We start from the raw sequence: 26,702 nt of genomic DNA, 5'->3' as shown, positions 1-26,702 counted from the left end.
ATGACCGCCACGACGGCGACTCGCGTGCTCGTTCTTAACTCCGGCTCCTCATCGGTGAAGTACCAACTGCTGGACATGGCCGATGGGGCCCGGCTCGCGGTGGGCCTGGTGGAGCGGATCGGTGAGACCAGCTCCCGGCTGGCACACACCCCGGCGGGCGGTGCCAGACGTGAGCGCGAGGCTCCGATAGCCGACCATGAGGCGGCGCTGAAGGCCGTAGCCAATGAGCTGGCCTCGGACGGGCTGGGTCTGGACTCGCCCGGCCTGGCCGCCATCGGCCATCGCGTGGTGCACGGCGGACAGAAGTTCACCGCCCCGACCGTGATCGACGACGCTGTGCTCGCCGAGATCGAACGGCTGGTGCCGGTGGCACCGCTGCACAACCCGGCGAATCTCACCGGCATCAAGACCGCCCAGACGCTCAACCCGGACCTTCCGCAGGTCGCGGTCTTCGATACCGCCTTCCACACCACCATGCCGGAGCACGCGGCGCGCTACGCGATCGATACCGAGACCGCCGATGAGCACCGCGTCCGGCGCTACGGCTTTCATGGCACCTCACACGCGTATGTCTCCCGCAAGACCGCCGAGCTGCTGGACAAGGACCCGTCCGAGGTCAACGTCATCGTGCTGCACCTGGGCAATGGCGCCTCGGCCTCAGCGGTCGCGGGCGGTCGTTGCGTGGACACCTCGATGGGGCTCACCCCACTCGAAGGGCTGGTGATGGGTACCCGCTCCGGCGACATCGACCCGGCCGTGATCTTCCATCTCTCCCGGGTCGCGGGGAAGTCGATAGACGAGATCGACACGCTGCTCAACAAGCGCAGCGGACTGATAGGTCTGTGCGGCGACAACGATATGCGGGAGATCGTCCGGCGTATCGACGAGGGCGATGAGCGGGCAAAGCTCGCGTTTGACATCTATATTCACCGGCTGAAGAAGTACATCGGCGCGTACAGCGCCGTGCTCGGCACGGTGGACGCGGTGGCCTTCACCGCGGGCATCGGAGAGAACTCCGCCCCGGTTCGGGAGGCGGCGGTCACCGGGCTGGAGGAGCTGGGCCTGGCCCTCGACGCAGAGCTCAACGCGGTGCGCTCGGACCAGGCCCGGGTGATCTCTCCGCAGTACGCCCGGGTCGCCGTCGCCGTGGTACCGACCGACGAGGAGCTTGAGATCGCCGCACAGGCGTACGCACTGGTCAGCCCTTGATCGGTGAGCCAGGTCACCCCCAGTACGTTTCGTGTCTAAACAAAACGATAGGATCGCCACCATGCGCCGTTCCAAAATCGTCTGCACCCTGGGTCCCGCCGTCGACTCCTACGACCAGCTGAAAACGCTGATCGAGGCCGGCATGAACGTGGCCCGCTTCAATATGAGTCACGGCACTCAGCCGGAGCACGAGGAGCGGTACGACCGCCTCCGTAAGGCCGCCGAGGAGACCGGGCACGCGGTCGGCGTCCTCGCCGACCTGCAGGGCCCGAAGATCCGCCTGGCCACCTTCGCCGAAGGGCCGGTGGAGCTGGTCCGCGGTGAGGAATTCACCATCACCACCGAGGACGTCCCCGGTGACAAGACCATCTGCGGCACCACCTACAAGGGGCTCGCGGCGGATGTCGCCAAGGGCGACCCGATCCTGATCAACGACGGCAATGTCGCCCTCCAGGTCGTGGAGGTCGACGGGCCGCGGGTACGCACCATCGTCATCGAGGGCGGTGTGATCTCCGACCACAAGGGCATCAACCTGCCCGGTGCGGCGGTCAACGTCCCGGCGCTGTCCGAAAAGGACATCGATGACCTGAAGTTCGCCCTCCGGATGGGCTGCGACATGGTCGCGCTCTCCTTTGTACGGAACGCCAAGGACGTCCGCGATGTGCACCGGGTGATGGACGAGGTCGGCCGCCGGGTGCCGGTGATCGCCAAGGTCGAGAAGCCGCAGGCCGTCGAGAACATGGAAGAGGTCGTCCTCTCCTTCGACGGTGTGATGGTGGCCCGTGGTGACCTGGCGGTGGAATACCCGCTGGAGAAGGTCCCGATGGTGCAGAAGCGGCTTATCGAGCTGTGCCGCCGTAACGCCAAGCCGGTGATCGTGGCGACCCAGATGATGGAGTCGATGATCACCAACTCGCGGCCGACCCGCGCCGAGGCGTCCGATGTCGCCAACGCGATCCTGGACGGCGCGGACGCGGTCATGCTCTCCGCGGAGTCCTCGGTCGGCCAGTACCCGATCGAGACCGTGAAGACGATGTCGAAGATCGTCGCGGCGGCTGAACAGGAACTGCTGTCCAAGGGCCTCCAGCCGCTGGTGCCGGGCAAGAAGCCGCGCACCCAGGGCGGTTCGGTCGCCCGTGCGGCCTGCGAGATGGCGGATTTCCTGGATGCCAAGGCACTGGTGGCCTTCACCAAGTCCGGCGACACCGCGCGGCGGCTCGCCCGCTATCGCACCGTCCAGCCGATTCTGGCGTTTACGGAGGACCCGAACACCCGTAATCAGCTCACTCTGAGCTGGGGCGTGGAGACGTTCGTGGTGCCGCATGTGGAGAACACCGATGGCATGGTCGGGCTGGTGGACCAGGAGCTGCTGAAGCTTCAGCGGTACAACGAGGACGACACCATGATCATGACGGCGGGGTCGCCGCCCGGGGTGGTGGGCACCACGAATATGGTTCGCGTCCTGCACTTGGGCAAGGACAGCTGACGGGGCTGCTGCCCGCGGGGGTGGGCCGCGGGGTGGGGTTTCCCCGATCCCGCCCCTTCCCGGCTGTGTCGATATGCGGCTCCGCCGCGGGCGGGGCTTCGCCCCGGGGCCCCGGGGGTTGGCCGGTGCGGGCCGGTGGCCGGGTGTTGTGCCCACCAGGCGTCGCGAGCTCCGTTGCGGGGTTGGCCGGAGCGTCGTGGCTGGTGTGGGTGGGTGGTTGCGTAGCAGGGTGGACCTACGCCCCTCGCGGGGCTAGGGGCACCTCCCTGGGGGCACCTCCCAGCGGTAGCTGGGGGAGAAGTCTGGGGGAGAGTGCCCACAACGTCTAGTTGTTGGTCATGTGTTGGTGTAGGCCGGGGACGGTGAGGTTGCCGCCGAACTGGCCTGCTTGCGTAATCTTTACCTGAGTGAAGTACGCGTACGGCGTATTGACCGGTGGCGGGTGCTCCGGGTCAAAGGTGATCGGGATGATCCCGAACAGATTGCCCTGAAGTCTCTCGGTGTACATGGTCACCGTGCCACCGCGGATGGTTGATGTGGTGCCCTTGCCCGCCTGTACGTGGTACCTGAGGCCCTTCGGGCCGTCGACGATCTGGTGCAGATCGCCGATGTCCACGGACTCCGCGGTGAACTTCAGCGCCTGCTTGGTCTTGCCGTTAGCCATGGTGACGTTGACGACGCCCTTGTAGTCCAGGCCACGCAGGGTGAGGGAGCTGGCCTCCAGGAACCACGGCTGATTCGGCAGTGTGGCAGGGGTCCGCTCATCATCCCCGGCGACCTTCTTCTCCACCGGGCATGGGTAGGGCTCCTTGCCGCCGCTGTCCTTGGTGTCGTCGGCGAGGCTCGGCAGGGCCTTCTTGGGCTCCTTGAGCTTCTTCTCAGCGGTGTCTTTGGCTGCCTCTGTGGGCTTGGTGGGGGTCGGGGCGGGGGTGGGGGTTGGCGGCTTCGGCTCGTCTTGGTCGGGGGTGAGGAGGTCCTTGATGGCGTCGCCCAGGCCCAGCGGGTCCAGCGGGTTCTTGGGCGTCGGCGTCGACGGGCCCGGCTCCGGCTCAGGGTCGGGCTCGGGCTCGGGTTCCGGGTTGGGCGGGGCCTTCGGGGAGGGGGCGCTTGGTTCGGGTGACTTTTCGGGCTCGGGCTCGGTATCCGCCGCGGGCTTCTCCCGCTCGGGCTCCTGGTCGGGTGCTGATACACACGGCCCGTCCTGGAAGGGGTTCTTCGGCTGCGGCTTCGCGTTGGCGAGCTGGGGGGTCAGGCCCATACCCATCAGCACCGCGGAGGGCATGGCCGCGATGGCTATCGCCTTGCCCGCGGGCACATGCAAACGCGTCAGCAGCGGTTTCCTGGGGGCCGCGTGGCGTGGCCCGGTCCGCACCCTGCCGGATGCCTCCTGATGCTCCTCATCCCCCGGCACGGTTCCTCCAGTTCCCCTCGTCCTCGGCTGACTGTTGCTTGTCCGCCGCCCGCTCAGCCGGCCTGCCGGGCGCCCAGGCGATCCCGAGACCGCCGCCGACCAGTCCGAGCAGGAAGCCGATCAGAAAGGCCCCGATATTCGAGACGACCAGGGAGACCAGCGCCAGCAGAATCGCCGCGACACCGGCGAACACCCGGGACTCCGGCTGGAACCACATGGTCAGACCGAGCACGACCAGCAGGACGCCGATGATCAGCGAGCCCGCGCCCGCCGTCGTCGACATACGGAGCGTCAGCGAACCCAGGGTGAGGTTCTGGTAAGGGACATACATGATCGGGAGGCCGGCCAGCAGGGTCAGCAGCCCACCCCAGAACGGGCGCTGACCGCGCCACTCCCAGAACGAACGGCGGGCTCGCTGGAATCCGCTCAGCGGCCGTTCTTGCGTCTCGGCGCTCATGTCGTACTGCTCCTCGGGGCTGGCGCGCAGCTTGTGTGGATACAACGGCGTACGGGCACGAGTGGGGCCCCGCACCCGTACGCTCAGTGCGTCAGTAGCACTCGTTCTTGCCCTTCTTGACGGCCATGTGCAGACCGCTGAGCTTGAACGTGCCCGCCGTAGTCGCCCAGGCGCGCTGCTTGACGTCGGTGAAGGTCACCGACTCGGCCTGCTGGGCGAACGAGTCTCCCAGATACTTATCGCCCTTGGCCGGGCCGGGCCCCTTGGTGGTCTTGTCGACCGACACACCGATATCGATGTTGTTGAACGTCGCGTTGGCGTGGAGGTCATCGGCGTCGATGTAGAGCTTCTTCGCCTGGACCTTCGGGCTGCCCTTGGCCCCCGCGGTCAGCCTCATCGTGACATCACCGAAGACCGGCACGGGCACGACGACCGACTGGCAGAGATTCTCGATCGTGGCCTCGTTCATGCCGACGACCGCGACCGGGTGATTCCCCTGCTTATTGGTGTCAATCGCTCCGTACTGGACGAAACCAGTTCCGTCCAGCCGGTCTGCGGTGACCTTGAACTGCTGGCCGGAGACGCTGAACGACGCCGCGAGCGCGCCCTGCGCGAGGGCCACGCCTATCGCCGCCGTAGCAGCCACGCTGGGGACCATGACAACGGCGAACCGCTTCCATCTGGTCCCGCCACGAGCCACAGACTCCATGACTTTCCTCCTTCTCGGACGTACATCTCCGGCCGGGCTCACTCGCTATGACATGAATTCCCTGGCTGGGATGGAGAAGTGCTACGTCCTCGGGAAGGAGCGCCAATGCACCGACACGTGCCGTGCGTCCGTGCGGTCGGCGTTCACCCCCGAGCGACAACCACTGGCCACGCTCTCGCGCAGCCTCTTGGACAGGCCCCGCCGTTGGGCAGGGACCCCCCTGTCCGTCAGGCCGGTGAGTGGGAGCTCCCGGCCACTCGGTGAGGACTCCACTCCCACTGGGCGCCGGTTGGCTGCCGGGCTGAGAAAATGAACCGAGCGTGGCCGATCGTCGTGCATTGACGGGGTGTGGCACAAGGGGGTTCATTACTTGCGGGTAACGGTGGTGTGTCCGGTGTCGCACCCATCCGTATCACCCAGGCACGGAGGGTTGCCGCAGTCAGCCGGAAAGACCGGGTCAACCGGGCGCTACAGGGAGAAAACGCCGACCCGCACTTACCATGAGTAACAGCGGCCGCGATTACCAAGTTTTGGCAAAGCACGGCCGCTGTTTGTCGCTATGTCAATAGGTAGTAGCTGGATTCAGCCGCAGGTCAGAACAGCACCCGAGCCAGCGCGGCGCGCGCCGCCACGACCCGTGGGTCCTCCAGTCCGATGACCTCGAAGAGCTCCAGCAGCCGCAGCCGCGCGGTCTCCCGTTCGTCACCGACAGTCCGCTTCACGGTCTCCACGAGCCGCCCGAACGCGTCCTCCACATGGCCGCCGACCAGATCCAGGTCCGCGGCGCGCAGCTGCGCCTCGATATCGGCGGACCGCTCGGCCGCGTCCTTACGGACCTGCTGGGCGTCCAGTCCCTGCACACGGCCAAGCAGCTCGGCCTGGGCGAGGCCCAGCTTGGCCTCCGTATTGCCCGGTTCGTCTGAGAGCACGTTCTTGTACGCCTGCACCGCGCCGCCCAGATCACCGGCGTCCAGCGCCGAGTGTGCGGCGGCGAGCGCCGGGTTCTCCGGCGGCTCGGGTGCCGAGGGCGCCGCCTGCTCCCCGGCCTCCCCCTCAGCGCCCGGCTGCACCGGGGCACCGACGATGCCGAAGCGTTCCTCGGCGGCCTGGGTCAGCTGGTCCAGCACCTGCCGGATCTGCTGCTCGGGAGCGGCCCCCTGGAACAGCGGCAGCGCCTGCCCGGCGATCACGGCGAAGACCGCCGGGATGCCCTGGACGCCGAACTGCTGGAACAGCATCTGGTTCTGGTCGACGTCGATCTTGGCGAGGAGGAAACGTCCCGCGTATTCCTCTGCCAGGCGCTCCAGCAGCGGCCCGAGCTGCTTGCACGGCTCGCACCACTCCGCCCAGAAGTCGATGACGACCGGCACCTCGGCCGAGCGCTGCAGGACATCGCGCTCAAAGCCCGCCTCGTCGACGTCGAACACCAGACTGCCTGGGGCGACACCGCCGCCCTGGTCGGCGGAGGCCGCCCGCTGGGCGCGAGCCTCCTCCGCTTTCTGCTTGGCCTCTCCGGCCGCCTTCACCGCGGCGAGGTCGACCACTCCGCTCATGGACATATTGCGTGGCTGCATGAGACCAGTCTCCCTCCTTCGCGCGGCGTTACGCGCCGGGTCCCCACCCGGCATGTGGTTGTCGCGGAGATGATCACTGTTCCGCTACGGGTCGTAGCGTAACTGATGACCCTGGATATGGTCACCCCATGGCCCGACCGCGCAGCACCGCAGCTGACCAGGCAATCCTCAACGCGACCCGTTCTGCGCTGGTCGAACTGGGCTGGTCAAGGCTGACGATGGCGGATATCGCCGCCCGGGCGGGAGTGGCCAAGACCACCCTCTACCGCCGTTGGCCGGGCAAGAGTGAACTCGTCGTGGACGCGGTGGCTGTGCTCTTCGATGAGCTCGAACTCACCGACCGTGGCAGTCTCCAGGCGGATATCGAGGGTGTCGTCCTGTCCTTCGCGGCGCTGCTGGACCGGCCCGAGACGAAAACATCCCTGATGGCGGTCGTCGCCGAATCCACGCATGACGTGGCACTGCGGGACCGGATCCGGGCGGCGATCGTCGATCGCCAGAAGCGTCTTGTGCTGGAGGGCCGGGCCCGGGCTCAGGCCCGGGGCGAGCTGCCGCAGGATGCCCCGGGTGAATCCGCGCGCACGGTTGACTTGATATTCGATGTCATCGCGGGGGCGGTGGTTCATCGGTCGCTGGTCAGTGCGGAGGCGGTTGATGCGGAGTGGGCACGGACCTTTGCGACGTTGCTGGTTGGGGGGCTTGCTGCGGCGAGCGCGGGGTGAGGCGGGGTGCCCCACTTCCCGGCTGCACCCATATGCGGCTCCGCCGCGCGGCGGGGCTTCGCCCCCGGCTGCGGGCGTGCTGTGGGTGGGTTTCCCCGTATCCCGCTCCTCCGCGGCGGTGCCGGTGTGCGGCTCCGCCGCGCGGCGGGGCTCCGCCCGGTTGCGGGGGTGCCGGTGGTGGGGTTTCCCCAATTCCCGCCCCTTCCCGGCAGTGCCGATATGCGGCTCCGCCGCGCGGCGGGGCTCCGCCCGGTTGCGGGGGTGCCGGTGGTGGGGTTTCCCCAATTCCCGCCCCTTCCCGGCAGTGCCGGTATGCGGCTCCGCCGCGTGGCGGGGCTCCGCCCGGTTGCGGGGGGCCGTGGGTGGGTCTCCCCAATTCCCACCCCTTCCCGGAAACCGGGGCTTGCGCCCCCGGGGCCCCGGGGGTGCCCGGGTGCGGACGGTGGCCGGGTTGTGCCCACCCACAGCCCCTCGCGGGGCTGCGAGTGCCCACAACGGGGGTGGGGTCTGGGGGCGACAGCCCCCAGTTTCGGGAAGGGGCCGGGTTAGGGGAATCCCACCGCCGACAGCGGCGCTCAGCCACAACCACCGACGGACGGAGTCCGGCGCTGGGGGCACCTCCCAGCCCGCCAGGGCTAGGGGGAGTCCGAAGCTTGTGAGGCCCCCCGGGGGCCGAACAATGCGAGGACGCCGTAAAGAGGGCGTCAGAAGCCTGCGGGCTCTGTGTAGGTGCCCCATTCGTCTCGGAGGGCGTCGCAGATCTCTCCCAGTGTGGCCTCCGCGCGGACCGCCTCCAGCATCGGTTCGATCATGTTCGAGCCGTTTCGGGCGGCCGCCAGCATGGCGCCCAGTGCGGCGCCTACCGCCGCGTCGTCCCGGCGGGACTTGCGTTCACCAAGGGCCCGGACCTGCTCGCGCTCGACCTCATGGCTGACCCGCAGGATCTCCAGATCACCGGTGACCGAGCCGGTGTGGCAGTTGACACCGACGACCTTCTTGTCGCCCTTCTCCAGGGCCCGCTGGTACTGGAAGGCGGCTTCGGCGATCTCGCCGGTGAACCAGCCGTCCTCGATACCGCGCAGAATGCCGGAGGTGATCGGACCGATGGGGTGCTGGCCATCCGGGTGGGCCCGGGTGCCGCGCTCCTTGATCTGGTCGAAGATCTTTTCGGCGTCGGCCTCGATACGGTCCGTGAGCTGCTCGACAAACCAGGAGCCGCCCAGCGGATCGGCGACATTGGCGACCCCGGTCTCCTCCATCAGGACCTGCTGGGTACGGAGCGCGATCTCCGCGGCCTGCTCGCTGGGGAGTGCGAGGGTCTCGTCCAGGGCGTTGGTGTGCAGGGAGTTCGTACCGCCGAGGACCGCCGCGAGGGCCTCTATGGCCGTACGGACCACGTTGTTGTAAGGCTGCTGTGCGGTGAGCGAGACGCCCGCCGTCTGGGTGTGGAACCGCAGCCACTGGGCCTTCTCCGAGGTCGCCCCATAGACATCGCGCATCCAGCGGGCCCAGATCCGGCGGGCCGCCCGGAACTTGGCGATCTCCTCGAAGAAATCGAGGTGAGCGTCGAAGAAGAAGGACAGGCCAGGGGCGAACGTGTTGACATCCAGGCCCCGGGAGACGCCAAGCTCCACATACCCGAAGCCATCGGCGAGGGTGTAGGCAAGCTCCTGCGCGGCCGTCGAGCCCGCCTCACGGATGTGATAGCCGGAGACCGAGAGCGGCTTATAAGCGGGGATGCCGTGCGCGCAGTGCTCCATCAGGTCACCGATCAGCCGCAGATGCGGTTCGGGCTGGAAGAGCCACTCCTTCTGCGCGATGTACTCCTTGAAGATATCGGTCTGCAGCGTGCCGTTGAGCACGGCCGGGTCTACGCCCTGCCGCTCGGCGGCCACCACATACATGCAGAAGACCGGCACGGCCGGGCCGCTGATCGTCATCGATGTGGTGACATCACCGAGCGGGATGTCCTTGAACAGGACCTCCATATCGGCGGCCGAGTCAATGGCGACACCACAGTGTCCGACCTCGCCGAGAGAGCGGGGGTCGTCGGAGTCGCGGCCCATCAGGGTCGGCATATCGAAGGCGACCGAGAGACCGCCGCCGCCCGCCTCCAGGATCATCTTGTACCGCTCGTTCGTCTGCTCGGCGTTGCCGAAGCCCGCGAACTGGCGGATGGTCCATGTCCGGCCACGGTAGCCGGTCGGGTGGAGGCCACGGGTGAACGGATACTCACCGGGCCAGCCGATCCGCCCAAACCCCTGGTAGGTGTCACCGGGCCGGGGGCCATAGACCGGCTCCACGGGATCGCCGCTCAGCGTCGTGAAGTCGGCGTCCCGCGTGCGTGCGGTGTCGTACCGGGCCTGCCAGCGGCGGCGGCCCTCTGCGATCGCGTCAGCGTCCATACCGCAAATTTACTTGGACGTCCTAGTAGTTGTCGATGGGTCCAAGCCACCGGTGCGTCGCATCACACAGGGAGCGGGGCCGGGGGAAAACCCCAGCGCCGGGCGGACGCCGTCAGGGAAGGTGCGCGCTGGCCGGAGCCGTGGGCTCGGCGGCGTCGATGAGCGGCTTGATCTCCGCTGTGATCCTGCGCTCCACAAAGAACGCCGCGGCCGGGATACACCCCGCGGCCAGCACCCACAGCAGCTTGCCGAAGGACCACCGCGCCTTGGACCCCAGATCGAAGGCGAAGATCACGTAGATGATGAAGAGCACACCGTGGATCTGCGACACCACCATCGTGTCGCCGACCTTGAACGCGTACTTGGCGACGATGAACCCGGTGAACACAAGCAGCCACACAGCGGTGACGAAGGCCATCACACGGTACCGGGTCAGCACATTCTGCTTCACTGAGGCATTCCTCGCATAGCCGTCTCGGGCAGCCCCTCCGGCCGGGGATACGGGAGCTGTCCCCCGGAAGACTGCGGCACGGCTATTGAGCGTAACGGGGCGTTCCGGACGATCTACCGGCGCCCTACCCTTCGAAGTCCCGCGCGGCGATCCGCAGTGGCCGCAGCATCGCGAAGATCTCGCCGCACTCCTCGGCGTCATAGACGCCCAGCCCGAAGTCCATCGCCATCAGATCGCGGGTCGCCGCGTCACAGACCTCACGGCCCTTGTCGGTGATCGAGGCCAGCGTGCCCCGGCCGTCATTGGGATTGGGGCGCTTGGCGACAAGCCCGCTCTTCTGCAGCCGGTCGATGGTATTGGTGACCGAGGTGGGATGGACCATCAGCCGCTCGCCGATCTTCGACATCGGCAGCTCGCCCTCCTTGGAGAAGGTGAGCAGCACCAGTGCCTCGTAGCGGGCGAAGGTCAGTCCGTATGGCTTGACGATGGCGTCAACCTCGGCGAGCAGGATCTGATGCGCGCGCATGACGGAGGTGATGGCGGCCATCGAGGGCACCGATCCCCATCTCTGCTTCCACAGCTCGTCGGCGCGAGCGATCGGGTCGAACGAGAGGCTGAGCGGCTTTGACACAATCTCGACCTTACCGGCCAGCCATATGGTGGTCAGCCCCGTCTCAGACTTCGATCAGTCTGCGAGCCCGCAGTCGCACCAGCAGTCGCACCATGAGCGTCCGTGTCCTGCCGGAGTTCGCCCATCGTCTGTGTCAAGGTTTCCGTGACGTATCACCAACCACTCCTTCCAGGGGAAGTGAATGTCCGGCCGGCGGATCCGTACGCTCACCGCGCTTATGACTCTGGCTCTCGCCCTTGGTTGCAAGACGCCCGCGTCTCAGGCGGGGGCAGAGAGCACCCCACCGTCGAAGGGCGCGCAGGCCTGGCAGCGCAAGCAGACGGATTTCTGGGTGGACCCGGCCAGCGACGCCGCCCGGCAGATCAGGCAGTGGGAGAGGGAAGGACGTACGGAGGACGCCGAGGCACTCAAGCTCCTCGCCGAGCAGGCGGTGGCTGAGTGGCCCTCGGGGGACGACCCGGTCCCGGATGTCAAGACCGCCGTCACCAGCGCGGCCAAGACGAACAGCACGGCGGTACTCGTCGCGTACAACATCCCGCACCGCGACTGCGGGCAGCACTCCGGGGGCGGCGCCACGGACGGGGGCGCCTACCGCGCCTACATCGACGCCTTCGCGAGCGCCATCGGGGACCACCCGGCCATCGTGATCCTGGAGCCGGACGCCGTGCCGCACATCGTGGACGGCTGCACACCGGGCCAGTATCACGATGAGCGGTACCAGCTGCTGAAAGAGGCAGTCGACCGGTTGAGGGCACAGTCCGGAGTGAAGGTCTATCTGGACGCCGGCAACCCGGGCTGGATCAAGGACCCGGGCCAGCTTGCCGAGCCGCTGCGGCGCTCCGGGATGGCCGTGGCCGACGGCTTCGCGCTCAATGTCTCCAACTTTCACACCGACGACGACGTCATCGTCTACGGCCGGAAGCTGTCCGAGTCGCTCGACGGCAAGCACTTCGTCATCGATTCCAGCCGCAACGGCAATGGGCCGCTCACCGGCCGGGCCGACGCCTGGTGCAATCCTCCCGGCCGGGCACTGGGCACCCCACCGACCACCGACACCGGCGATCCGCTGCTGGACGCCTATCTGTGGATCAAGCGACCCGGGGAGTCCGACGGCGAGTGCCGGGGCGGGCCCCCCGCCGGGCGCTGGTGGGCCGAGTACGCCCTGGGGCTGGTCCGTAACGTCCAGCGGTGAGCCCGGGGGACGGCCTGATGCGTCCCCCGGGCCGGAACTACGGCAGGTGGAGCCACTTCGCCTCGGACGGAGTGCCCGCGTCATCGGTGAGGAAGAGCATGTACCAGCCGGGCGGAATGAGGGAGCGGTCCTCGGGGATGGATACGGTCACCTCGCCGGAGCCCTTCTTCAGCCCCAGCTCGACCGAGCGCTGTTCGACGTCCGTGACATGGGTGACGGCGCTCGGCCGCATCAGCCGGGCCTTCGCGATGCGCCCGGCGTCCTTGGTCCGATAGGTGGCGGTGTCGCCGGGGGCCACCTGCTGCGGACCGTCACCGATCACCGGTCGGCTTTCCGCCCGGCCGCCGTGCAGATACGGGGGCGTATAGACCTCGATGCGCTTTTCGAAGGTGCCCAGCCTGGTGTTCGCCTTGTCGCTGAAGAGCGGGTCGGAACCAAAGGTGGCCACCCGGCCGTCGGGCAGGAGCAGCGCCTCGGCGTGGTAATTACGGCCCACCTTGGGGTCGGCCGCGGGCCGGAATTCATTCTTCGCCGGGTTGTAGAACTGCGCCTTGAGGATGTCGCTGTCGCTGCGGCCCCGGTAGTCTTCCGAGCCGCCGCTGGTGAAGACCGTGTCGTCCGGCAGGATCACACTGTTCAGATAGCGCGTTCCCTGCGGGAGTTCGGGGCCATCACGGTAGGTGGGGGATTTCTCATCGAGGTCGATGATCGCCGTGCGCGGGGTCGACTTCCTGGATTCACCCACCCCTCCCCCGCCCAGGACCATCACCTTCTGGTCCTGGGCCGGTGGCAGCAGCAGTGAGCTGGAGGTCTCCAGCTGGTCGGCGTCGGTCATCCCGTCGACCTTCTGGAAGGTGTTGGTCGCCAGATCCCAGATGCCCGGCTCCCGGCCCTTGTCGTCCGGTCCATAGCCCGCGTTCGACCCGGAGTAGAAGAGCTTGCCGCCCTTGGTCAGAAAGAGTGCCGGGTAGGTCGGGAAGTAGCGATTGGGCGCCTTGGACCACTTCTTGGTCCTGGGGTCGTAGATCTCGTTGTCGCCCTGCAGGATCTCGCCGATCTCATCGAGTCCGGATACCGAGAGCACCTTGCCGTCGGGCAGGGTCACCAGGGTCGGATACCAGCGGGCCTTGGACATGGGGTCGACGGGTATGTACTTCTCGGCCACCGGGTCGAACTCATAGGCTTCCTTGATCCCCTGGAAGTCCTGTTTGTCCAGGGTGAGTTTTTCGGCGAGGCCATAGAGGTTGTCGGCGTCACTGCCCTTGAGGCCCGCTATCTCGTACTGGCCGGGCTTGTTGGTGACCGAGCCCTTGCCCTTCTTCACCGCTTCCACGAACACCTGTGTCTCGCTGGCGGTGACCGTCACGCTGCCGTCGCTCTCCTCCGTCTTCTTCGCACGCGGGACGACAACGGGGAAGTCGCTTCTGTATTCGGTACCGGAGGGGGAGCGGAAGCGGGTGCCCTTGGGGAGGGTGTAGGGCTTGTCCGGGTTCTCGTTCTTGATGAGCATCCCGCCGCCCGCGCGCTCAACCTCTCCGTCGAGCTTCTCATAACGTGCGGTGCCGCCCGCGACGAGCATCCTCCCGTCGGGGAGTGCCGAATGACCCGCGCAGAACAGATCATCCGGCGTGTGTATTCGCTTGAAGGTATTGTCCGCCGGATCCCACAGAATGGTGGCGAAGGTGCCCGCGTCAAACTGCTCCTGATCGTTGCCGGAGCCCGCTATGAGCAGCACCTTCCCGGTGTGCAGCAGGGCCGCATGGATCGCGTTCGTCTGATACCGCGAGGGGACATCCATGATCTGCCACGAGCCGTACCGGGCCTGGTAACCGGGCTGGGCAATCTTGTACTCATGGATCCTCTCCTTGGCGAATCCAATCGTCGCTGGGGCGTTGAGCCCGGCGAGCACAAGGGTGACGCCGGCCCCCATGAGTGTCTTCTTGAATCGTGCGCTCGGACGGTACGGCATGGATCAACTCCCGGTATACGTGGCGACGAGCGCGGGTTCCCGCTCGCCTTCGGGTTCGCTGCTCCTACGCTTCGCGCAGAATTCGGTGAAGGCCCAGATCGCCAGTGGCGCCAGTGAGATGACCAGCGCCAGCACGGTCCAGGTGCGCATGGCCACATGGGTGTTGCCATGCACGATCGAGGCGAGAAAGCCGGTGCCCAGCACGACGACCCAGAAGAGATGGATACGGAAGGTGCTGAGCCGGTCGGGGCTCGCCGTGCCGCCCTTGGGCGTCACGACGAACTTGCAGGCACCGCGGCAGAGCGCCGCGATGAGTGATCTGGCGTAGATCGGTGCACAGATCGCCGACATCGCCATGCCCGCGAGACCACCGGAGCCCGCTGGCTCATGTGGCGAGACATTGTGCCGCCGGTTCCAGACATAGAGGCCGATCTGCAGGGCGGCCACATCGCTGTAGAGCATCAGCCAGACAGCGGCCGCGACCTGAGTGCCGGAGGCGCCGAACCAGAGGAAGAGGGTGCAGCTCAAAGCGCCGAGCATCCAGGTGACCGCGCTCATCGGATAGTAGACCAGCATCAACGAGTAGCTGAGCAGCTTGCCTGGTGAGAAGCGGTGCGGGCGCCGCCAGTACTGCTGGAGGATGGTCTCGTAGGTGCCCCGGGACCAGCGCATCTGCTGGGTGAAGAAATCGGTCCAGCACTCCGGGCCCTCGCCGACCGCGAGCACATCGGGCGTGTAGACCGAGCGCCACTTCCTGCCGGTCGCCGGATTGCGGGTGCGGTGCAGCTCAAAGCCGGTGGCCATGTCCTCCGTAATGGAGTCGAAGAGACCGCCCACCTGTTTGATGGCGCTGATGCGCACCGCGTTGTTCGTGCCGACGAACATCGGCGCGCCATAGCGGTTGCCCGCTCGCTGGATCAGCGCGTGGAAGAGGAACTGCTGGCTCTCGGCGAACTTGGTGACCGGTTTGACGTAGTTGCCGTACACCTGCGGCCCGACGACAAAGGCGACATCCGGGTCACGGAAGTAGCCGAGCATCCGCTCCAGATAGTTGGGCAGCGGGGTGTGGTCGGTGTCGACGGAGGCGAAGTAGTCGTAGTCGTGGCCGTGCGCGTCCAGCCAGGCGTTGTAGTTGCCGTGCTTGGTCCGCGCCCGGTACGGCCCGGTGGGCTGGTTCCATTCCGTGACGCCCCTGCGGGTGAAGTGGTGTACCCCCAGCTCGCCGCAGAGCTCCTTGACCGTGTCGTCATCGCCCTCGTCCAGCAGCCAGACGTGCAGGACGCCATCGTGCTGGAGCCGCACCGCCCCCTCAAGGGTGGTCCGCACCATCTCGATGGGTTCCTTGCCGGGCACATACGTGGTGAGGAAGGCGACCCGGGTGCCTTCCGCCGGGCGCACCGGGACCGGATCACAGGCGACCATCGTGGCGTGCGCGACGGAGATCACATTGATCAGCCGGAACAGCTCGATCAGCCCAATACAGATCAGCATGACGGCGTCGGCCATCAGCAGCCATATCGGGGCGCCCTGGCGATCGGTCCAATGCGAGGGCCAGATCAGCCAGACAAGGAGGACCGCGGAGAGGCTGGGTGCCGCGGTCATCAGCAGCACGGCACGGACGCGGTTCGGCTCCTGAGAAAGCAGGCTGCGGTAACGCACCCGGTACGGGGCCTGCTCCGGCTCGGTGAGCGGTCCCGCGAGACGGCTGTAGGTCTCGTAGTCATAGCCCTCCGGCCGCACGGTCCCTCCACTCGATCAACGAAGCCGACATATCCCAGCAGAAGGGACACGTAGTTTCGTGTCGAACGGAAGAAGGCCGACAGGGCGGCCGCTGGGCCGCCTTGTCGCCGGTCGTCAGGCCAGATGGCGCTCCACGGTTTCTACCTTCTGGGTTAGTCCATCCGTGACTCCCGGGCGGATATCCGCCTTGAGGACGAGTGAGACGCGCGGCGCCCGCCGCTCAACCGCGGCCACCGCGCGGCGTACGACATCCATGCACTCGTCCCACTCGCCCTCGAGGGTCGTGAACATGGCGTCAGTACGGTTCGGCAGCCCGGAGGCGCGGACCACTCGCACGGCGTCGGCGACGTACTCCCCCACGTCCTCACCGACGCCGAGCGGGGTCACCGAGAAGGCGATGATCATTCGCCCGCCATGCTTTCCTCGCTTTTCTGGCTGTCCCGGCTTTCCTCGCTCTCCTTACGGGCCCGGGCGGCGGTCACGCTGGCCTCGGTCTCCTGGCGGAGCATCTTCTCGGCGAAGAAGCCGCCGGTGGGCAGGACCGAGAGCACGAAGTAGATCGCTGCCCGCTTCAGGGGCCACTTGGTGCGGTTCCAGGCGTCGGCCCAGAAGAGCACGTAGAGGATGAACAGAATGCCGTGGATCATGCCCATGACCGGCACGGCGTTGAAGTCGGTCGTCCGCTTGAGTACCGAGCACACAAGCAGAAGGAGGAAAGACACGGCCTCGGGGGCAGAGACCAGTCGCAATCGGCGCAGGGCAGAGGCTGTCTTGAAGTCCACGGTGAGATTCCCAGGGGTTTGTGAAGGAAGGCACAAGCACAGACATTGTGGCACCCTCCCCGGTGATCAACGCCGGGGGGTAAGCGGCTCGATGGTCGCGCACGGGGGTCGGTAGAGTCGCTGCCATGGACACCGAAAAAGGCACCCGCTGGCTCAGCGAAGAAGAACAGCGGACCTGGCGCACGCACCTGGATGTCAGCAGGTTGCTTATGTACCAGCTGGAGAAGGACTTGCAGCCGTTCGGCCTGACCATTAACGACTACGAGATCCTGGTCAATCTCTCGGAGTCCGAGGACCGCCGGATGCGGATGAGCGATCTGGCGACCGCCACGCTCCAGTCGAAGAGCCGTCTCTCACACCAGATCACCCGGATGGAGAACGCCGGGCTGGTCCGGCGCGAGCACTGCGACACCGATAAGCGCGGCTTGTACGCGGTGCTCACCGAGCACGGCTGGCTGACCATGCGTGAGGTCGCTCCGCACCATGTGGCCTCGGTGCGCCGTCACTTCATAGATCTGCTCACGCCGGAGGACCTGGCCGCACTGCAGAGCTCGCTCACTCCGGTAGCCGACCACCTCCGCAGCCACCGACCCCCCGTCTAGCCGCTGCTCATGTTGCGGCACCCTCTCAGCTCCCCAGCCCTGGCGGGGCTGGGCTGCGCCCCGGCCGTCCGTCGGTGCGTTGTCGACGGAGGGATTCCCCTAACCCGGCCCCTTCCCGAAACTGGGGGGCTCCGCCCCCCAGACCCCCGAGGTGTTGTGGGCACTCGAGCCGCCCACGTGTTGTGGGCACTCTCCCCCAGCTAACGCTGGGAGGTGCCCCCAGCCCCGCGAGGGGCGTAGGCCCGCCCTGCTACGCAACCACCCACCCACACCAGCCACAACGCTCCGGCCAATCCCTGGACGGAGCTCGCGACGCTTGGTGGGCACAACACCCGGCGACCGGCCCGCACCGGCCATCCCCGGGCCCCGGGGCGGCAGCCCCGGTTTCCGGGAAGGTGGGGGCACCTCCCAGCGGTAGCTGGGGGAGGGATACGGGGAAACCCACCCCGGCACCCCCGCAGCCGGGCGAAGCCCCGCCACGCGGCGGAGCCGCACACCGGTACAGCCGGGAAGGGGCGGGATACGGGGAACCCCCACAAACGGACGGCCCGTCGCGCCAGCGACTCACGCGTCGAGAGGGAAAGCCCCGCTAAGCCTCTGTCACCCCGGCGACCAGCTGGTCCGCCGCGGCGTAGGGGTCCAGCGACCCGGCAACGATCCGCTCGGCCAGCGCGTCCAGCCGCCGGTCACCGTGCAGATCACCGATCCGCTCCCGCAGCGCCGTCACCGCGATGGCCTCCACCTCATGCGCGGCCCGCTTGATGCGGCGCTCGGTGAGGACACCGCGCTCCTCCATCCAGGCCCGGTGCTTTTCCAGCGCCTCAACGACCTCGTCGACCCCCTCCGCACGGCTGGCGACCGTCTTGACGATGGGCGGCCGCCAGTCGCCGGGTCCACGGGACTCACCGAGGCCCAGCATGTGGTTCAGCTCGCGGGCAGTGGCGTCGGCACCGTCCCGGTCGGCCTTGTTGACCACATACACATCACCGATCTCCAGGATTCCGGCCTTGGCCGCCTGGATGGCATCGCCCATGCCGGGGGCGAGCAGCACCACGGAGGTGTCGGCCTCCGAGGCGATCTCCACCTCGGACTGGCCGACCCCGACCGTCTCGACCAGCACCACATCGCAGCCCGCCGCGTCCAGCACCCGGATCGCCTGTGGCGCGGCCCAGGCCAGCCCGCCGAGGTGGCCGCGGGTGGCCATGGACCGGATGTAGACGCCGGGGTCCGAGGCGTGCTCGGACATCCGGATCCGGTCGCCGAGCAGCGCGCCACCGGAGAACGGGGAGGAAGGGTCGACGGCGAGCACCCCCACCCGCTTGCCGGTCTTGCGGTAGGCGGTGACCAGCGCCGAGGTGGAGGTGGACTTCCCGACGCCGGGCGAGCCGGTCAGTCCGACCACATACGCGTTGCCGGTCAGCGGCGCCAGCGCCGCCATCACCTCCCGCAGCTGCGGGGACGCCCCCTCCACCAGCGAGATCAGCCGGGCCACGGCCCGGGGCCGACCCTGCCGGGCCTGCTCCACCAGCTGGGGGACGTCCACCATGTGCGCCGCTCCTCTTGTCTCACCCATACGTCGCCCGTACGTCTCGCCCGTACGGCCCGCCCGTACGGTCCTTACTTGCCGGGTACCCGGATGATCAGCGCGTCTCCCTGACCGCCACCGCCGCACAGGGCCGCTGCGCCCGTACCGCCGCCCCGGCGGGTCAGCTCCAGGGCGAGGTGCAGCACGATGCGGGCGCCCGACATACCAATGGGGTGGCCGAGCGCGATGGCTCCGCCGTTGACGTTCACCTTTTCGGGGCCCACGCCGAGGTCCTTCATTGACTGCACGGCGACGGCCGCGAACGCCTCGTTGATCTCAATCAGATCGAGATCCCCGACGGTGAGCCCGGCCTTCTTCAGCGCGTGCTGGATCGCGTTGGACGGCTGCGACTGGAGCGAGTTGTCCGGGCCCGCGACATTGCCGTGCGCGCCGACCTCGGCGATCCACTCCAAGCCCAGCTCCTCGGCCTTGGCCTTGCTCATCACGACCACCGCGGCGGCGCCGTCAGAGATCTGCGAGGCCGATCCCGCGGTGATGGTGCCGTCCTTGGCGAAGGCCGGGCGCAGCTTGCCCAGCGACTCGGCGGTGGTTTCACCACGGATGCCTTCGTCCTTGCTGAAGACCACCGGCTCGCCCTTGCGCTGCGGGATCTCGACCGGGGTGATCTCGGCCTCGAAGAGGCCGTTCTTCTGCGCGGCCGCGGCGCGCTGGTGGGAGGCGGCGGCGATCTCGTCCTGTTCGGCGCGGGCGATGCCGAGGCGGGTGTTGTGCTTCTCGGTGGACTCGCCCATCGCGACGCCTTCGAAGGAGTCGGTCAGGCCGTCGTACGCCATGGCGTCCAGCATCTGCACGGCGCCGTACTTGTAGCCCTCCCGGGACTTGGGCAGCAGATGAGGAGCGTTGCTCATCGACTCCTGGCCGCCCGCGACGACGACCTCGAACTCACCGGCCCGGATGAGCTGATCGGCCAGGGCGATGGCGTCCAGGCCGGAGAGACAGACCTTGTTGACGGTGAGGGCGGGGACGCTCATGGGGATGCCCGCCTTGACGGCGGCCTGCCGTGCCGGGATCTGGCCCGCCCCGGCCTGAAGCACCTGCCCCATGATCACGTACTCGACCTGGTCACCGCCGATGCCCGCACGGTCCAGGGCTGCCTTGATCGCGAAGCCGCCGAGGTCGGCCCCGGAGAAGGGTTTCAGCGAGCCGAGCAGTCGCCCCATGGGCGTACGGGCGCCCGCGACGATCACTGAAGTGTTACTGGTGGTGCCGGTCGTGCCAGTCATGGTGCGACCCCTTCGGAGAAGGAAGTGAACGAGGGTTAATCGCCAATGTACTGAGCAGTACGCTGTGCGGTCACCGGTCAGCCGGTGTGACCGTGCGCACGTTGCGTAACCACCTCCTTCAGCGGTGTCCTAGTTCCATGCTGACGCGTATCGACCACATCGGGATCGCCTGTTTCGACCTCGACAAGACCGTCGAGTTCTACCGGGCCACATATGGGTTCGAGGTGTTCCACACCGAGATCAATGAGGAGCAGGGCGTCCGGGAGGCCATGCTCAAGATCAATGAGACCAGTGACGGCGGAGCCTCATATCTCCAGCTGCTGGAACCGGTGAACGAGGAGTCCACCGTAGCCAAATGGCTGGCCAAGAACGGCGAGGGCGTACACCACATCGCTTTTGGCACCGCCGATGTCGACGGTGACTCCGAAGCCATCCGCGACAAGGGGGTGCGAGTCCTCTATGACCAGCCGCGCATCGGTTCCATGGGCTCCCGGATCACTTTCCTGCACCCCAAGGACTGCCATGGGGTGCTCACGGAACTGGTCACCTCCGCCGCAACGGACCACTGACGTCCGCTTCCCCGGCCGGTAGAGTGGCGACCCGGTTGGGGCAGCGGGCTGGCGCCAGGGGCTCGTCCCACGTTCCGCCGATGATCTGACACCATTTCTCCAAGGGCTTCAGATCACCTTTAACACGACCAGGGGACGGATGGGACCGCGCAGTGCGGGGCTACGACCGCTACGAGGCTGACGACCACCTCTCGCGTTTCGAGGCCGAGATGGATCGGCTGAAGAAGGAGCGCGAGAAGGCCGTCGAACACGCCGACGACCTCGGCTACCAGGTCGAGGTGCTGCGCGCCAAGCTTCACGAGGCGCGCCGCAGCCTCGCCACGCGCCCGGCCGGATACGACAATCTCTCCGGCCAGGCCGAGCAGCTGCTGCGCAACGCCCAGATCCAGGCCGACCAGCTGCGCGCCGACGCCGAGCGGGAGCTGCGCGATGTCCGCGCCCAGGCTCAGCGGCTCCACCAGGACCAGGCCGAGGCGCAGTCCCGGCTGGAGTCCGAGCTGCACGCCGAGGCGGTGCGCCGTCGCCAGCAGCTGGACCAGGAGCTGGCGGAGCGCCGCGCCACCGTTGAGTCGCATGTCAACGAAAACGTCGCCTGGGTTGAGCAGCTGCGTGCCCGCACCGAGCAACAGGCCCGCCGTCTCATGGAGGAGACCCGGGCCGAGTCCGAGCGGACGCTGTCCGCCGCCCGGGCCGAGGCACAGCGGCTGGCCGAGCAGTCCCGGCAGCGGCTCACCACCGAGGCGGAGAACGCCCGCGCCGAGGCCGAGGCCCTGTTGCGGCGGGCCCGCGCGGACGCCGAACGGCTGCTGGGAGCCGCCTCCACCCAGGCCCAGGAGGCCACCGACCACGCCGAGCGGCTGCGCGCCAGCACCGCCACGGAGTCCGAGACCGCCCGCCGCGAGGCGAGCGGTCTGGTCCGGCGCGCCCAGGAGCGTATGCAGCAGGCCGAGGCGTCGCTGCGCGAGGCGCGAGCCGAGGCCGAGAAGCTGGTCGAACAGGCCCGGGAGTCCGCGGCGAAGCGGCTGGCTGACGCGGAGTCGGAGAATGAGCAGCGCAGCCGCACCACCAAGGCTGAGATCGCCCGCCTGGTCGGCGAGGCCACCAAGGAGACCGAGGCCGCCAAGGCCGAAGCGGAACAGGTCCGGGCCGACGCCCGCGCCGAGGCTGAGCGGCTGATCAGCGAGGCCCGCGAGACCGCCCGCGCCACCTCCGCCGAGGAGTCCGCGAACCAGCTCGCCGAGGCGGCCCGCAGCGCCGAGGAGATTCTGACCAAGGCCGCCGAGGACGCCAAGGCCACCACCAAGGCCGCCGCCGAGGAAGCCGAACGGCTGCGCAGGGAGGCCGAGGAGGAGGCCGACCGGCTGCGCGCCGAGGCGCATGACACCGCCGAGCAGCTCAAGGGCGCGGCCCAGGACGACACCAAGGAGTACCGCGCCAAGACCGTCGAACTCCAGGAGGAGGCACGGCGGCTGCGCGGTGAGGCCGAGCAGCTGCGCGCCGAAGCCGCCGAGGAGGGCGAGCGGCTGCGTGGTGAGGCCCGCAAGGAAGCCGTCCAGCAGATCGAGGAGGCGGCCAGCCGCGCCGAGGAGCTGCTGGGCCAGGCCAAGGCCGACGCCGAGGAGACCCGCAACTCCGCCACCGCCGAGGGCGAGCGCGTACGCACCGAGGCCATCGAGCGGGCCACCACGCTGCGCAGACAGGCCGAGGACGCGCTGGAGCGGGCCCGCACCGAGGCCGAGGAGCTGCGCAGCGGCGCCGAGCAGCAGGCCGAGCAGACCAGGGCCGAGGCCGAAGAGGCCGGCCGGCGCACCCGCGAGGAGGCCGAGCAGCAGGCCGAGCAGATCATGGCGGATGCCGCTGAGGAATTGCGGCGGCTGCACAGCGAGGCCGAGCAGAAGGTCGCTTCGGCCGAGGAGCAGCTGCGCGACGCCCGGGCCGAGGCCGAGCGGCTGCGTGAGGAGGCCCGCAGCGAAACCGAACGGCTGCGCGCCGAGTCGGCGGACCGGATCCGTACGCTCCAGCAGCAGGCCGAGGAGGAGACCGAACGGCTGCGCACCGAGGCCGCCTCGGATGCCTCCCAGGCCCGCGCCGAGGGCGAAGCGGTTGCGGTACGGCTGCGTGGCGAGGCGGCTGCGGAGGCCGAGCGGCTGCGCGCTGACGCCCAGGAGCTGGCCGACCGGGTGCGTGCCGAGGCCGACGCCGCGGCCGAGCGCACCAGCACCGAGGCGGCCGAAGCGCTGTCCGCCGCCCAGGAGGAGGCAGCCCGGCGGCGCCGGGAGGCCGATGATCTGCTGGCCGACGCCCGCGAGGAGGCGCACCGGGAGCGCACCCAGGCACGTGAGCAGAGTGAGGAGTTGCTGTCCTCGGCGCGTAAGCGGGTCGAGGAGGCACAGACCGAGGCGGGCCGGCTGGTCGAGGAGGCCGAGCGGCGCGCCGCCGAACTGGTCGCCGCCGCCGAGGAGCACGCCCAGCAGGTACGGGACTCGGTGGCCGGGCTGCATGAGCAGGCCGAGGAGGAGATCGCCGGCTGGCGTGCCGCGGCCGAGCAGGAGGCGGCCACGCTGCGCCGGGAGGCGGCCGAGGAGACCGCGGCCGCCAAGGCCCTGGCGGAGCGCACGGTTACGGAGGCGATCGCCGAGGCGGAGCGGCTGCGTGCCACCTCCCAGGACGAGGCTGAGCGGACCCGGGCGGACGCGGACCGGATGCGCGACGAGGCCCGCAAGGACGCCGCCAAGAAACTGGGCGATGCCGCCGAACAGGCCGACCAGCTGGTCACCGAAGCCCAGAACGAAGCCAACCGCCTCCGCACCGAAGCCAGCGAAGAAACCGAACAGGCCCGCACCGACTCCGACCGGATGCGCGACGAAGCCCGCAAGGACGCCGCCAAGAAACTCAGCGAAGCCGCCGAACAAGCCGACCAACTGGTCACCGAAGCCCAGAACGAAGCCAACCGCCTCCGCACCGAAGCCAGCGAAGAAACCGAACAGGCCCGCACCGACTCCGACCGGATGCGCGACGAAGCCCGCAAGGACGCCGCCAAGAAGCTCAGCGAAGCCGCCGAACAGGCCGACCAACTGGTCGCCAAGGCTCAGGAGGAGGCGGTACGGGCAGCGGCCGCCGCCGAGGAGCAGGCGGACACCATGGTCGGCGCCGCCCGCAAGGAGGCTGACCGGCTGGTGGCCGAGGCCCGGTCGGAGAGCAGCGAGCTGGTCGAGAAGGCCCGCGAGGACTCGAACACCATGCTGGAGGAGGCCCGTCGCGACGCGACCGCCATACGGGAGCGGACGGAGGCACTGCGCACTCGGGTCGAGGGGGAGGTCGAGGAGCTGCACGACCGGGCACGCCGGGAGTCCTCCGAGGCGATGAAGTCGGCGGGCGAGCGCTGCGACAAGCTGGTCAAGGCCGCCGAGGAGCAGTTGGCCCAGGCCCAGGAGAAGGCCAAGAAGATGGTGTCCGAGGCAAGCTCGGAAGCGAGCAAGGTCCGGATCGCCGCGGTGAAGAAGGCCGAGGGACTGCTCAAGGAGGCCGAGCAGAAGAAGACCAGCATGGTGAAGGAAGCCCAGAAGCTGCGTACCGAGGCCGAGCAGGAGGCGAAGCGTACGGTCGATGAGGGCAAGCGCGAGCTTGATGTGCTAGTGCGCCGCCGCGAAGACATCAACGCAGAGATCTCCCGTGTCCAGGACGTGCTGGAAGCGCTGGAATCCTTTGAGGCGCCCGCCGCGGGCGGCAAAGGCAGCAAAGGGTCCAACAGCGGACCAAATGGTGGTGTCAAGGCGGGTGCTGGCGCGGGCGTCACTCGTTCGAGCGGCAAGTCATCCGAGAGTTAGCCACCCGAAGGAGCGCACATTCTCCATATCAAACCGGCATCAGCTCGATGACACGCCGCTTTGGCCCCTAGGATTCCCCCTATCACCTCACCGGTCTCATTCGACAGGAACCCCATGAGCGACACTTCCTCCCCCTTCGGCTTCGAGCTCGTGCGGCGTGGTTACGACCGCGGGCAGGTGGACGACCGCATCACGAAACTCGTCGCCGACCGTGACAGCGCACTGGCCCGAATCACCTCTCTGGAAAAGCGCATCGAGGAGCTGCACCTCGAGACGCAGAACGCCCAGGCCCAGGTCAATGACGCCGAGCCGTCTTACGCCGGGCTCGGTGCGCGGGTCGAGAAGATCCTCCGCCTCGCCGAGGAGGAGGCCAAGGACCTGCGTGAAGAGGCCCGTCGGGCCGCCGAGCAGCACCGTGAGCTGGCTGAGGGCGCGGCCCAGCAGGTCCGCAACGACGCCGAGGCGTTCGCCGCCGAGCGCAAGGCGAAGGCCGAGGACGAGGGCTCCCGTATCGTCGAGAAGGCGAAGGGCGAGGCGTCCACGCTGCGCGCCGAGGCGCAGAAGGACGCGCAGTCCAAGCGCGAGGAGGCCGACTCTCTCTTCGAGGACACCCGCGCCAAGGCCGCCCAGGCCGCCGCCGACTTCGAGACCAACCTGGCCAAGCGGCGCGAGCAGTCCGAGCGCGACCTGGCCTCCCGCCAGGCCAAGGCCGAGAAGCGGCTGGCGGAGATCGAGCACCGCGCGGAACAGCTCCGCCTGGAGGCCGAGAAGCTGCGTACCGACGCCGAGCGCCGGGCCCGCCAGACGGTGGAGACCGCACAGCGCCAGGCCGAGGACATCGTCGCCGACGCCAACGCCAAGGCCGACCGCGTCCGCAGCGAGTCCGAGCGTGAGCTGGCGGCGCTCACCAACCGCCGCGACAGCATCAACGCCCAGCTCACCAACGTCCGCGAGATGCTGGCCACGCTCACCGGCGCGGCCGTCGCCGCGGCCGGTCAGCCCGCCGAGGGCGAAGAGGGCCTGCCCAAGGGGGTCCCGGCCCAGCAGTCCCGGTAACAGCGCGCCCAGCACATACGGGCATAACGACATATGGTCCAAGGGCCCCCGCTCCGAGTGGCGAGGGGCCCTTGCCCCGTTTAGCGTCGTTTCATGATCGAGCTCGACGGGCTGACCAAGCGCTACGGCGAGAAAACCGCCGTGGACGGGCTCACCTTCACCGTCCAGCCCGGCGTCGTCACCGGCTTTCTGGGGCCCAACGGGGCAGGCAAGTCCACCACGATGCGGCTGCTGCTGGGCCTGGACCGGCCGACCGCGGGCGACGTCCGCATCGACGGCAAACACTACGACCAGCTCCGGGACCCGCTGACCTCCATTGGCGCGCTGCTGGAGGCCAAGGCCGTGCACGGCGGCCGCAGCGCCTACAACCATCTGCTCTGTCTCGCCCAGTCCAATGGCATCCCCCGTGCCCGGGTCGCCGAAGTGCTTGATCTCGTCGGGCTGAGCGCGGTCGCCAGGAAGCGGCCCAAGGGCTTCTCGCTCGGCATGGGGCAGCGGCTGGGCATCGCGGCGGCGCTGCTGGGCGACCCCAGGATCCTGCTGTTCGACGAGCCGGTGAACGGTCTTGACCCGGAAGGCATCCACTGGGTCCGTCATCTGATGCGGCAGCTGGCCGCCGAGGGCCGTACGATCTTTGTCTCCAGCCATCTGATGAGCGAGATGGCGCTCACCGCCGACCATCTGGTGGTCATCGGCCAGGGCAAGCTGCTGGCCGACACCTCGATGCGGAACTTCATCCGGAACAACTCCCGGTCCTATGTGCGGGTACGCACCCCCGAGCCCGAGCGGCTGCGTGATGTGCTCGGGGCGGCGGGGCTGACCCTGGTGACCACCGCCGACAGTGCGCTGGAGGTCGAGGGGTCGGACTCCGCCCGGATCGGCGGGCTGGCGGCCCAGCATCAGGTGGTGCTGCATGAGCTGAGCCCACAGCAGGCCTCCCTGGAAGAGGCGTTCATGCGGCTGACGGCCGGAGCGGTCGAATACCACGCGCATACGACGGCCGAGGAGCCCGGTGCCGCTCCACCGCCGCAGCAGGGCCCCGCCTGGGGCGAGAGCTGGCAGCGGCGGAAGGGGTCCTGAG

At 68.3% G+C, this 26,702-nt stretch carries 22 protein-coding genes; 9 read left to right on the top strand and 13 right to left on the bottom strand.

Going from position 1 to position 26,702, the window contains the following annotated elements; translation table 11 throughout:
• Together test1122_RS19540 and pyk are read left to right on the top strand one after the other, a co-directional pair.
• Entirely contained in the window at nt 1-1,209 is a 1,209-nt protein-coding gene (locus tag test1122_RS19540; RefSeq protein WP_232270462.1) for an acetate kinase, read from the top strand.
• 61 nt (nt 1,210-1,270) lie between these two features.
• The gene (pyk, locus tag test1122_RS19535; RefSeq protein ID WP_232270461.1) at nt 1,271-2,695 is read left to right on the top strand and encodes a pyruvate kinase; all 1,425 of its coding nucleotides are present in this window, start codon (nt 1,271-1,273) and stop codon (nt 2,693-2,695) included.
• A 325-nt stretch (nt 2,696-3,020) separates the two neighbouring features.
• On the opposite strand, the gene test1122_RS19530 is transcribed toward pyk, so the two are convergent.
• The 4 genes from test1122_RS19530 to test1122_RS19515 all read right to left on the bottom strand — a co-directional run bounded on the left by test1122_RS19530 (nt 3,021) and on the right by test1122_RS19515 (nt 6,846).
• Nucleotides 3,021-4,106: a hypothetical protein gene (locus tag test1122_RS19530; protein ID WP_232270460.1), complete on the bottom strand. Its 1,086-nt coding sequence runs from the start codon at nt 4,104-4,106 to the stop codon at nt 3,021-3,023.
• Entirely contained in the window at nt 4,093-4,563 is a 471-nt protein-coding gene (locus tag test1122_RS19525; RefSeq protein ID WP_232270459.1) for a DUF6114 domain-containing protein, read from the bottom strand. The genes test1122_RS19530 and test1122_RS19525 overlap by 14 nt, the downstream gene beginning before the upstream one ends.
• Nucleotides 4,564-4,654: 91 nt before the next feature.
• A complete protein-coding gene (locus tag test1122_RS19520) occupies nt 4,655-5,272 on the bottom strand; it encodes a DUF6230 family protein (RefSeq protein ID WP_232270458.1) in 618 nt (205 codons plus the stop codon).
• Between the two features lie 593 nt (nt 5,273-5,865).
• Nucleotides 5,866-6,846 (bottom strand): tetratricopeptide repeat protein, encoded by a 981-nt coding sequence (locus test1122_RS19515; protein ID WP_232270457.1) that lies wholly within the window; start codon nt 6,844-6,846, stop codon nt 5,866-5,868.
• Between the two features lie 128 nt (nt 6,847-6,974).
• On the opposite strand from test1122_RS19515, the gene test1122_RS19510 reads away from it, so the two are divergent.
• Entirely contained in the window at nt 6,975-7,568 is a 594-nt protein-coding gene (locus test1122_RS19510; RefSeq protein WP_232270456.1) for a TetR/AcrR family transcriptional regulator, read from the top strand.
• Nucleotides 7,569-8,272: 704 nt separating this feature from the next.
• Here test1122_RS19510 and test1122_RS19505 read toward each other — a convergent pair.
• The 3 genes from test1122_RS19505 to test1122_RS19495 all read right to left on the bottom strand — a co-directional run bounded on the left by test1122_RS19505 (nt 8,273) and on the right by test1122_RS19495 (nt 11,055).
• Nucleotides 8,273-9,973: a coenzyme B12-dependent isobutyryl-CoA mutase large subunit gene (locus test1122_RS19505; RefSeq protein WP_232270455.1), complete on the bottom strand. Its 1,701-nt coding sequence runs from the start codon at nt 9,971-9,973 to the stop codon at nt 8,273-8,275.
• A gap of 112 nt (nt 9,974-10,085) precedes the next feature.
• The gene (locus test1122_RS19500; protein WP_232270454.1) at nt 10,086-10,424 is read right to left on the bottom strand and encodes a DUF3817 domain-containing protein; all 339 of its coding nucleotides are present in this window, start codon (nt 10,422-10,424) and stop codon (nt 10,086-10,088) included.
• 124 nt (nt 10,425-10,548) lie between these two features.
• Nucleotides 10,549-11,055 carry a MarR family winged helix-turn-helix transcriptional regulator gene (locus test1122_RS19495; protein ID WP_232270453.1) on the bottom strand — a complete coding sequence of 169 codons (507 nt, stop codon included), beginning with the start codon at nt 11,053-11,055 and terminating at the stop codon, nt 10,549-10,551.
• A 181-nt stretch (nt 11,056-11,236) separates the two neighbouring features.
• Between test1122_RS19495 and test1122_RS19490 the strand changes: the two genes are divergently transcribed.
• Complete coding sequence (locus test1122_RS19490) at nt 11,237-12,247, top strand: glycoside hydrolase family 6 protein (RefSeq protein ID WP_422397015.1); 1,011 nt, start codon at nt 11,237-11,239, stop codon at nt 12,245-12,247.
• 37 nt (nt 12,248-12,284) lie between these two features.
• Here the strand turns inward: test1122_RS19490 and glxA are convergent, their stop codons facing one another.
• From glxA to test1122_RS19470, 4 genes are all read right to left on the bottom strand, one after another.
• Nucleotides 12,285-14,216, bottom strand: a complete 1,932-nt coding sequence (glxA, locus tag test1122_RS19485; RefSeq protein ID WP_232270451.1) for a radical copper oxidase GlxA — start codon at nt 14,214-14,216, stop codon at nt 12,285-12,287.
• Between the two features lie 3 nt (nt 14,217-14,219).
• A complete protein-coding gene (locus test1122_RS19480; protein WP_232270450.1) occupies nt 14,220-15,956 on the bottom strand; it encodes a glycosyltransferase family 2 protein in 1,737 nt (578 codons plus the stop codon).
• Between the two features lie 114 nt (nt 15,957-16,070).
• Nucleotides 16,071-16,361 carry an MTH1187 family thiamine-binding protein gene (locus test1122_RS19475; RefSeq protein WP_232270449.1) on the bottom strand — a complete coding sequence of 97 codons (291 nt, stop codon included), beginning with the start codon at nt 16,359-16,361 and terminating at the stop codon, nt 16,071-16,073.
• A complete protein-coding gene (locus test1122_RS19470) occupies nt 16,358-16,738 on the bottom strand; it encodes a DUF3817 domain-containing protein (protein ID WP_232270448.1) in 381 nt (126 codons plus the stop codon). Before test1122_RS19470 ends, test1122_RS19475 begins: the two co-directional genes overlap by 4 nt.
• A 125-nt stretch (nt 16,739-16,863) precedes the next feature.
• Here test1122_RS19470 and test1122_RS19465 point away from each other — a divergent pair, with 125 nt between their 5' ends.
• Nucleotides 16,864-17,340, top strand: a complete 477-nt coding sequence (locus tag test1122_RS19465) for a MarR family winged helix-turn-helix transcriptional regulator (protein ID WP_232270447.1) — start codon at nt 16,864-16,866, stop codon at nt 17,338-17,340.
• A 589-nt stretch (nt 17,341-17,929) separates the two neighbouring features.
• On the opposite strand, the gene meaB is transcribed toward test1122_RS19465, so the two are convergent.
• Both meaB and test1122_RS19455 read right to left on the bottom strand, forming a co-directional pair.
• The gene (gene meaB, locus test1122_RS19460) at nt 17,930-18,886 is read right to left on the bottom strand and encodes a methylmalonyl Co-A mutase-associated GTPase MeaB (protein WP_232270446.1); all 957 of its coding nucleotides are present in this window, start codon (nt 18,884-18,886) and stop codon (nt 17,930-17,932) included.
• Between the two features lie 71 nt (nt 18,887-18,957).
• On the bottom strand, nt 18,958-20,169 hold the full coding sequence (locus tag test1122_RS19455; RefSeq protein WP_232270445.1) for an acetyl-CoA C-acetyltransferase: 1,212 nt from the start codon (nt 20,167-20,169) through the stop codon (nt 18,958-18,960).
• A 137-nt stretch (nt 20,170-20,306) separates the two neighbouring features.
• Between test1122_RS19455 and mce the strand changes: the two genes are divergently transcribed.
• From mce to test1122_RS19435, 4 genes are all read left to right on the top strand, one after another.
• The gene (gene mce, locus test1122_RS19450; protein WP_232270444.1) at nt 20,307-20,738 is read left to right on the top strand and encodes a methylmalonyl-CoA epimerase; all 432 of its coding nucleotides are present in this window, start codon (nt 20,307-20,309) and stop codon (nt 20,736-20,738) included.
• Between the two features lie 152 nt (nt 20,739-20,890).
• Complete coding sequence (gene scy / locus test1122_RS19445) at nt 20,891-24,565, top strand: polarized growth protein Scy (protein WP_277879857.1); 3,675 nt, start codon at nt 20,891-20,893, stop codon at nt 24,563-24,565.
• Nucleotides 24,566-24,679: 114 nt separating this feature from the next.
• Nucleotides 24,680-25,621: a coiled-coil domain-containing protein gene (locus test1122_RS19440; RefSeq protein WP_232270443.1), complete on the top strand. Its 942-nt coding sequence runs from the start codon at nt 24,680-24,682 to the stop codon at nt 25,619-25,621.
• A 93-nt stretch (nt 25,622-25,714) separates the two neighbouring features.
• On the top strand, nt 25,715-26,701 hold the full coding sequence (locus tag test1122_RS19435) for an ABC transporter ATP-binding protein (RefSeq protein ID WP_232270442.1): 987 nt from the start codon (nt 25,715-25,717) through the stop codon (nt 26,699-26,701).
• Nucleotide 26,702: the final 1 nt, after the last annotated feature.

Origin of the sequence: Streptomyces gobiensis (genome assembly GCF_021216675.1) — a bacterium.
GTDB lineage: Bacteria > Actinomycetota > Actinomycetes > Streptomycetales > Streptomycetaceae > Streptomyces > Streptomyces gobiensis.
This window is presented reverse-complemented; position numbering and strand designations above follow the sequence as displayed.

What these genes read in the sequence shown, in the direction of transcription:
- test1122_RS19540 (WP_232270462.1), top strand. Translation starts at nt 1, where the DNA reads ATGACCGCCACGACGGCGACTCGCGTGCTCGTTCTTAACTCCGGCTCC.
- pyk (WP_232270461.1), top strand. Translation starts at nt 1,271, where the DNA reads ATGCGCCGTTCCAAAATCGTCTGCACCCTGGGTCCCGCCGTCGACTCC.
- test1122_RS19525 (WP_232270459.1), bottom strand. Translation starts at nt 4,563, where the DNA reads ATGAGCGCCGAGACGCAAGAACGGCCGCTGAGCGGATTCCAGCGAGCC.
- test1122_RS19520 (WP_232270458.1), bottom strand. Translation starts at nt 5,272, where the DNA reads ATGGAGTCTGTGGCTCGTGGCGGGACCAGATGGAAGCGGTTCGCCGTT.
- test1122_RS19515 (WP_232270457.1), bottom strand. Translation starts at nt 6,846, where the DNA reads ATGCAGCCACGCAATATGTCCATGAGCGGAGTGGTCGACCTCGCCGCG.
- test1122_RS19510 (WP_232270456.1), top strand. Translation starts at nt 6,975, where the DNA reads ATGGCCCGACCGCGCAGCACCGCAGCTGACCAGGCAATCCTCAACGCG.
- test1122_RS19505 (WP_232270455.1), bottom strand. Translation starts at nt 9,973, where the DNA reads ATGGACGCTGACGCGATCGCAGAGGGCCGCCGCCGCTGGCAGGCCCGG.
- test1122_RS19490 (WP_422397015.1), top strand. Translation starts at nt 11,237, where the DNA reads ATGTCCGGCCGGCGGATCCGTACGCTCACCGCGCTTATGACTCTGGCT.
- glxA (WP_232270451.1), bottom strand. Translation starts at nt 14,216, where the DNA reads ATGCCGTACCGTCCGAGCGCACGATTCAAGAAGACACTCATGGGGGCC.
- test1122_RS19475 (WP_232270449.1), bottom strand. Translation starts at nt 16,361, where the DNA reads ATGATCATCGCCTTCTCGGTGACCCCGCTCGGCGTCGGTGAGGACGTG.
- test1122_RS19465 (WP_232270447.1), top strand. Translation starts at nt 16,864, where the DNA reads ATGGACACCGAAAAAGGCACCCGCTGGCTCAGCGAAGAAGAACAGCGG.
- meaB (WP_232270446.1), bottom strand. Translation starts at nt 18,886, where the DNA reads ATGGTGGACGTCCCCCAGCTGGTGGAGCAGGCCCGGCAGGGTCGGCCC.
- test1122_RS19455 (WP_232270445.1), bottom strand. Translation starts at nt 20,169, where the DNA reads ATGACTGGCACGACCGGCACCACCAGTAACACTTCAGTGATCGTCGCG.
- mce (WP_232270444.1), top strand. Translation starts at nt 20,307, where the DNA reads ATGCTGACGCGTATCGACCACATCGGGATCGCCTGTTTCGACCTCGAC.
- test1122_RS19440 (WP_232270443.1), top strand. Translation starts at nt 24,680, where the DNA reads ATGAGCGACACTTCCTCCCCCTTCGGCTTCGAGCTCGTGCGGCGTGGT.
- test1122_RS19435 (WP_232270442.1), top strand. Translation starts at nt 25,715, where the DNA reads ATGATCGAGCTCGACGGGCTGACCAAGCGCTACGGCGAGAAAACCGCC.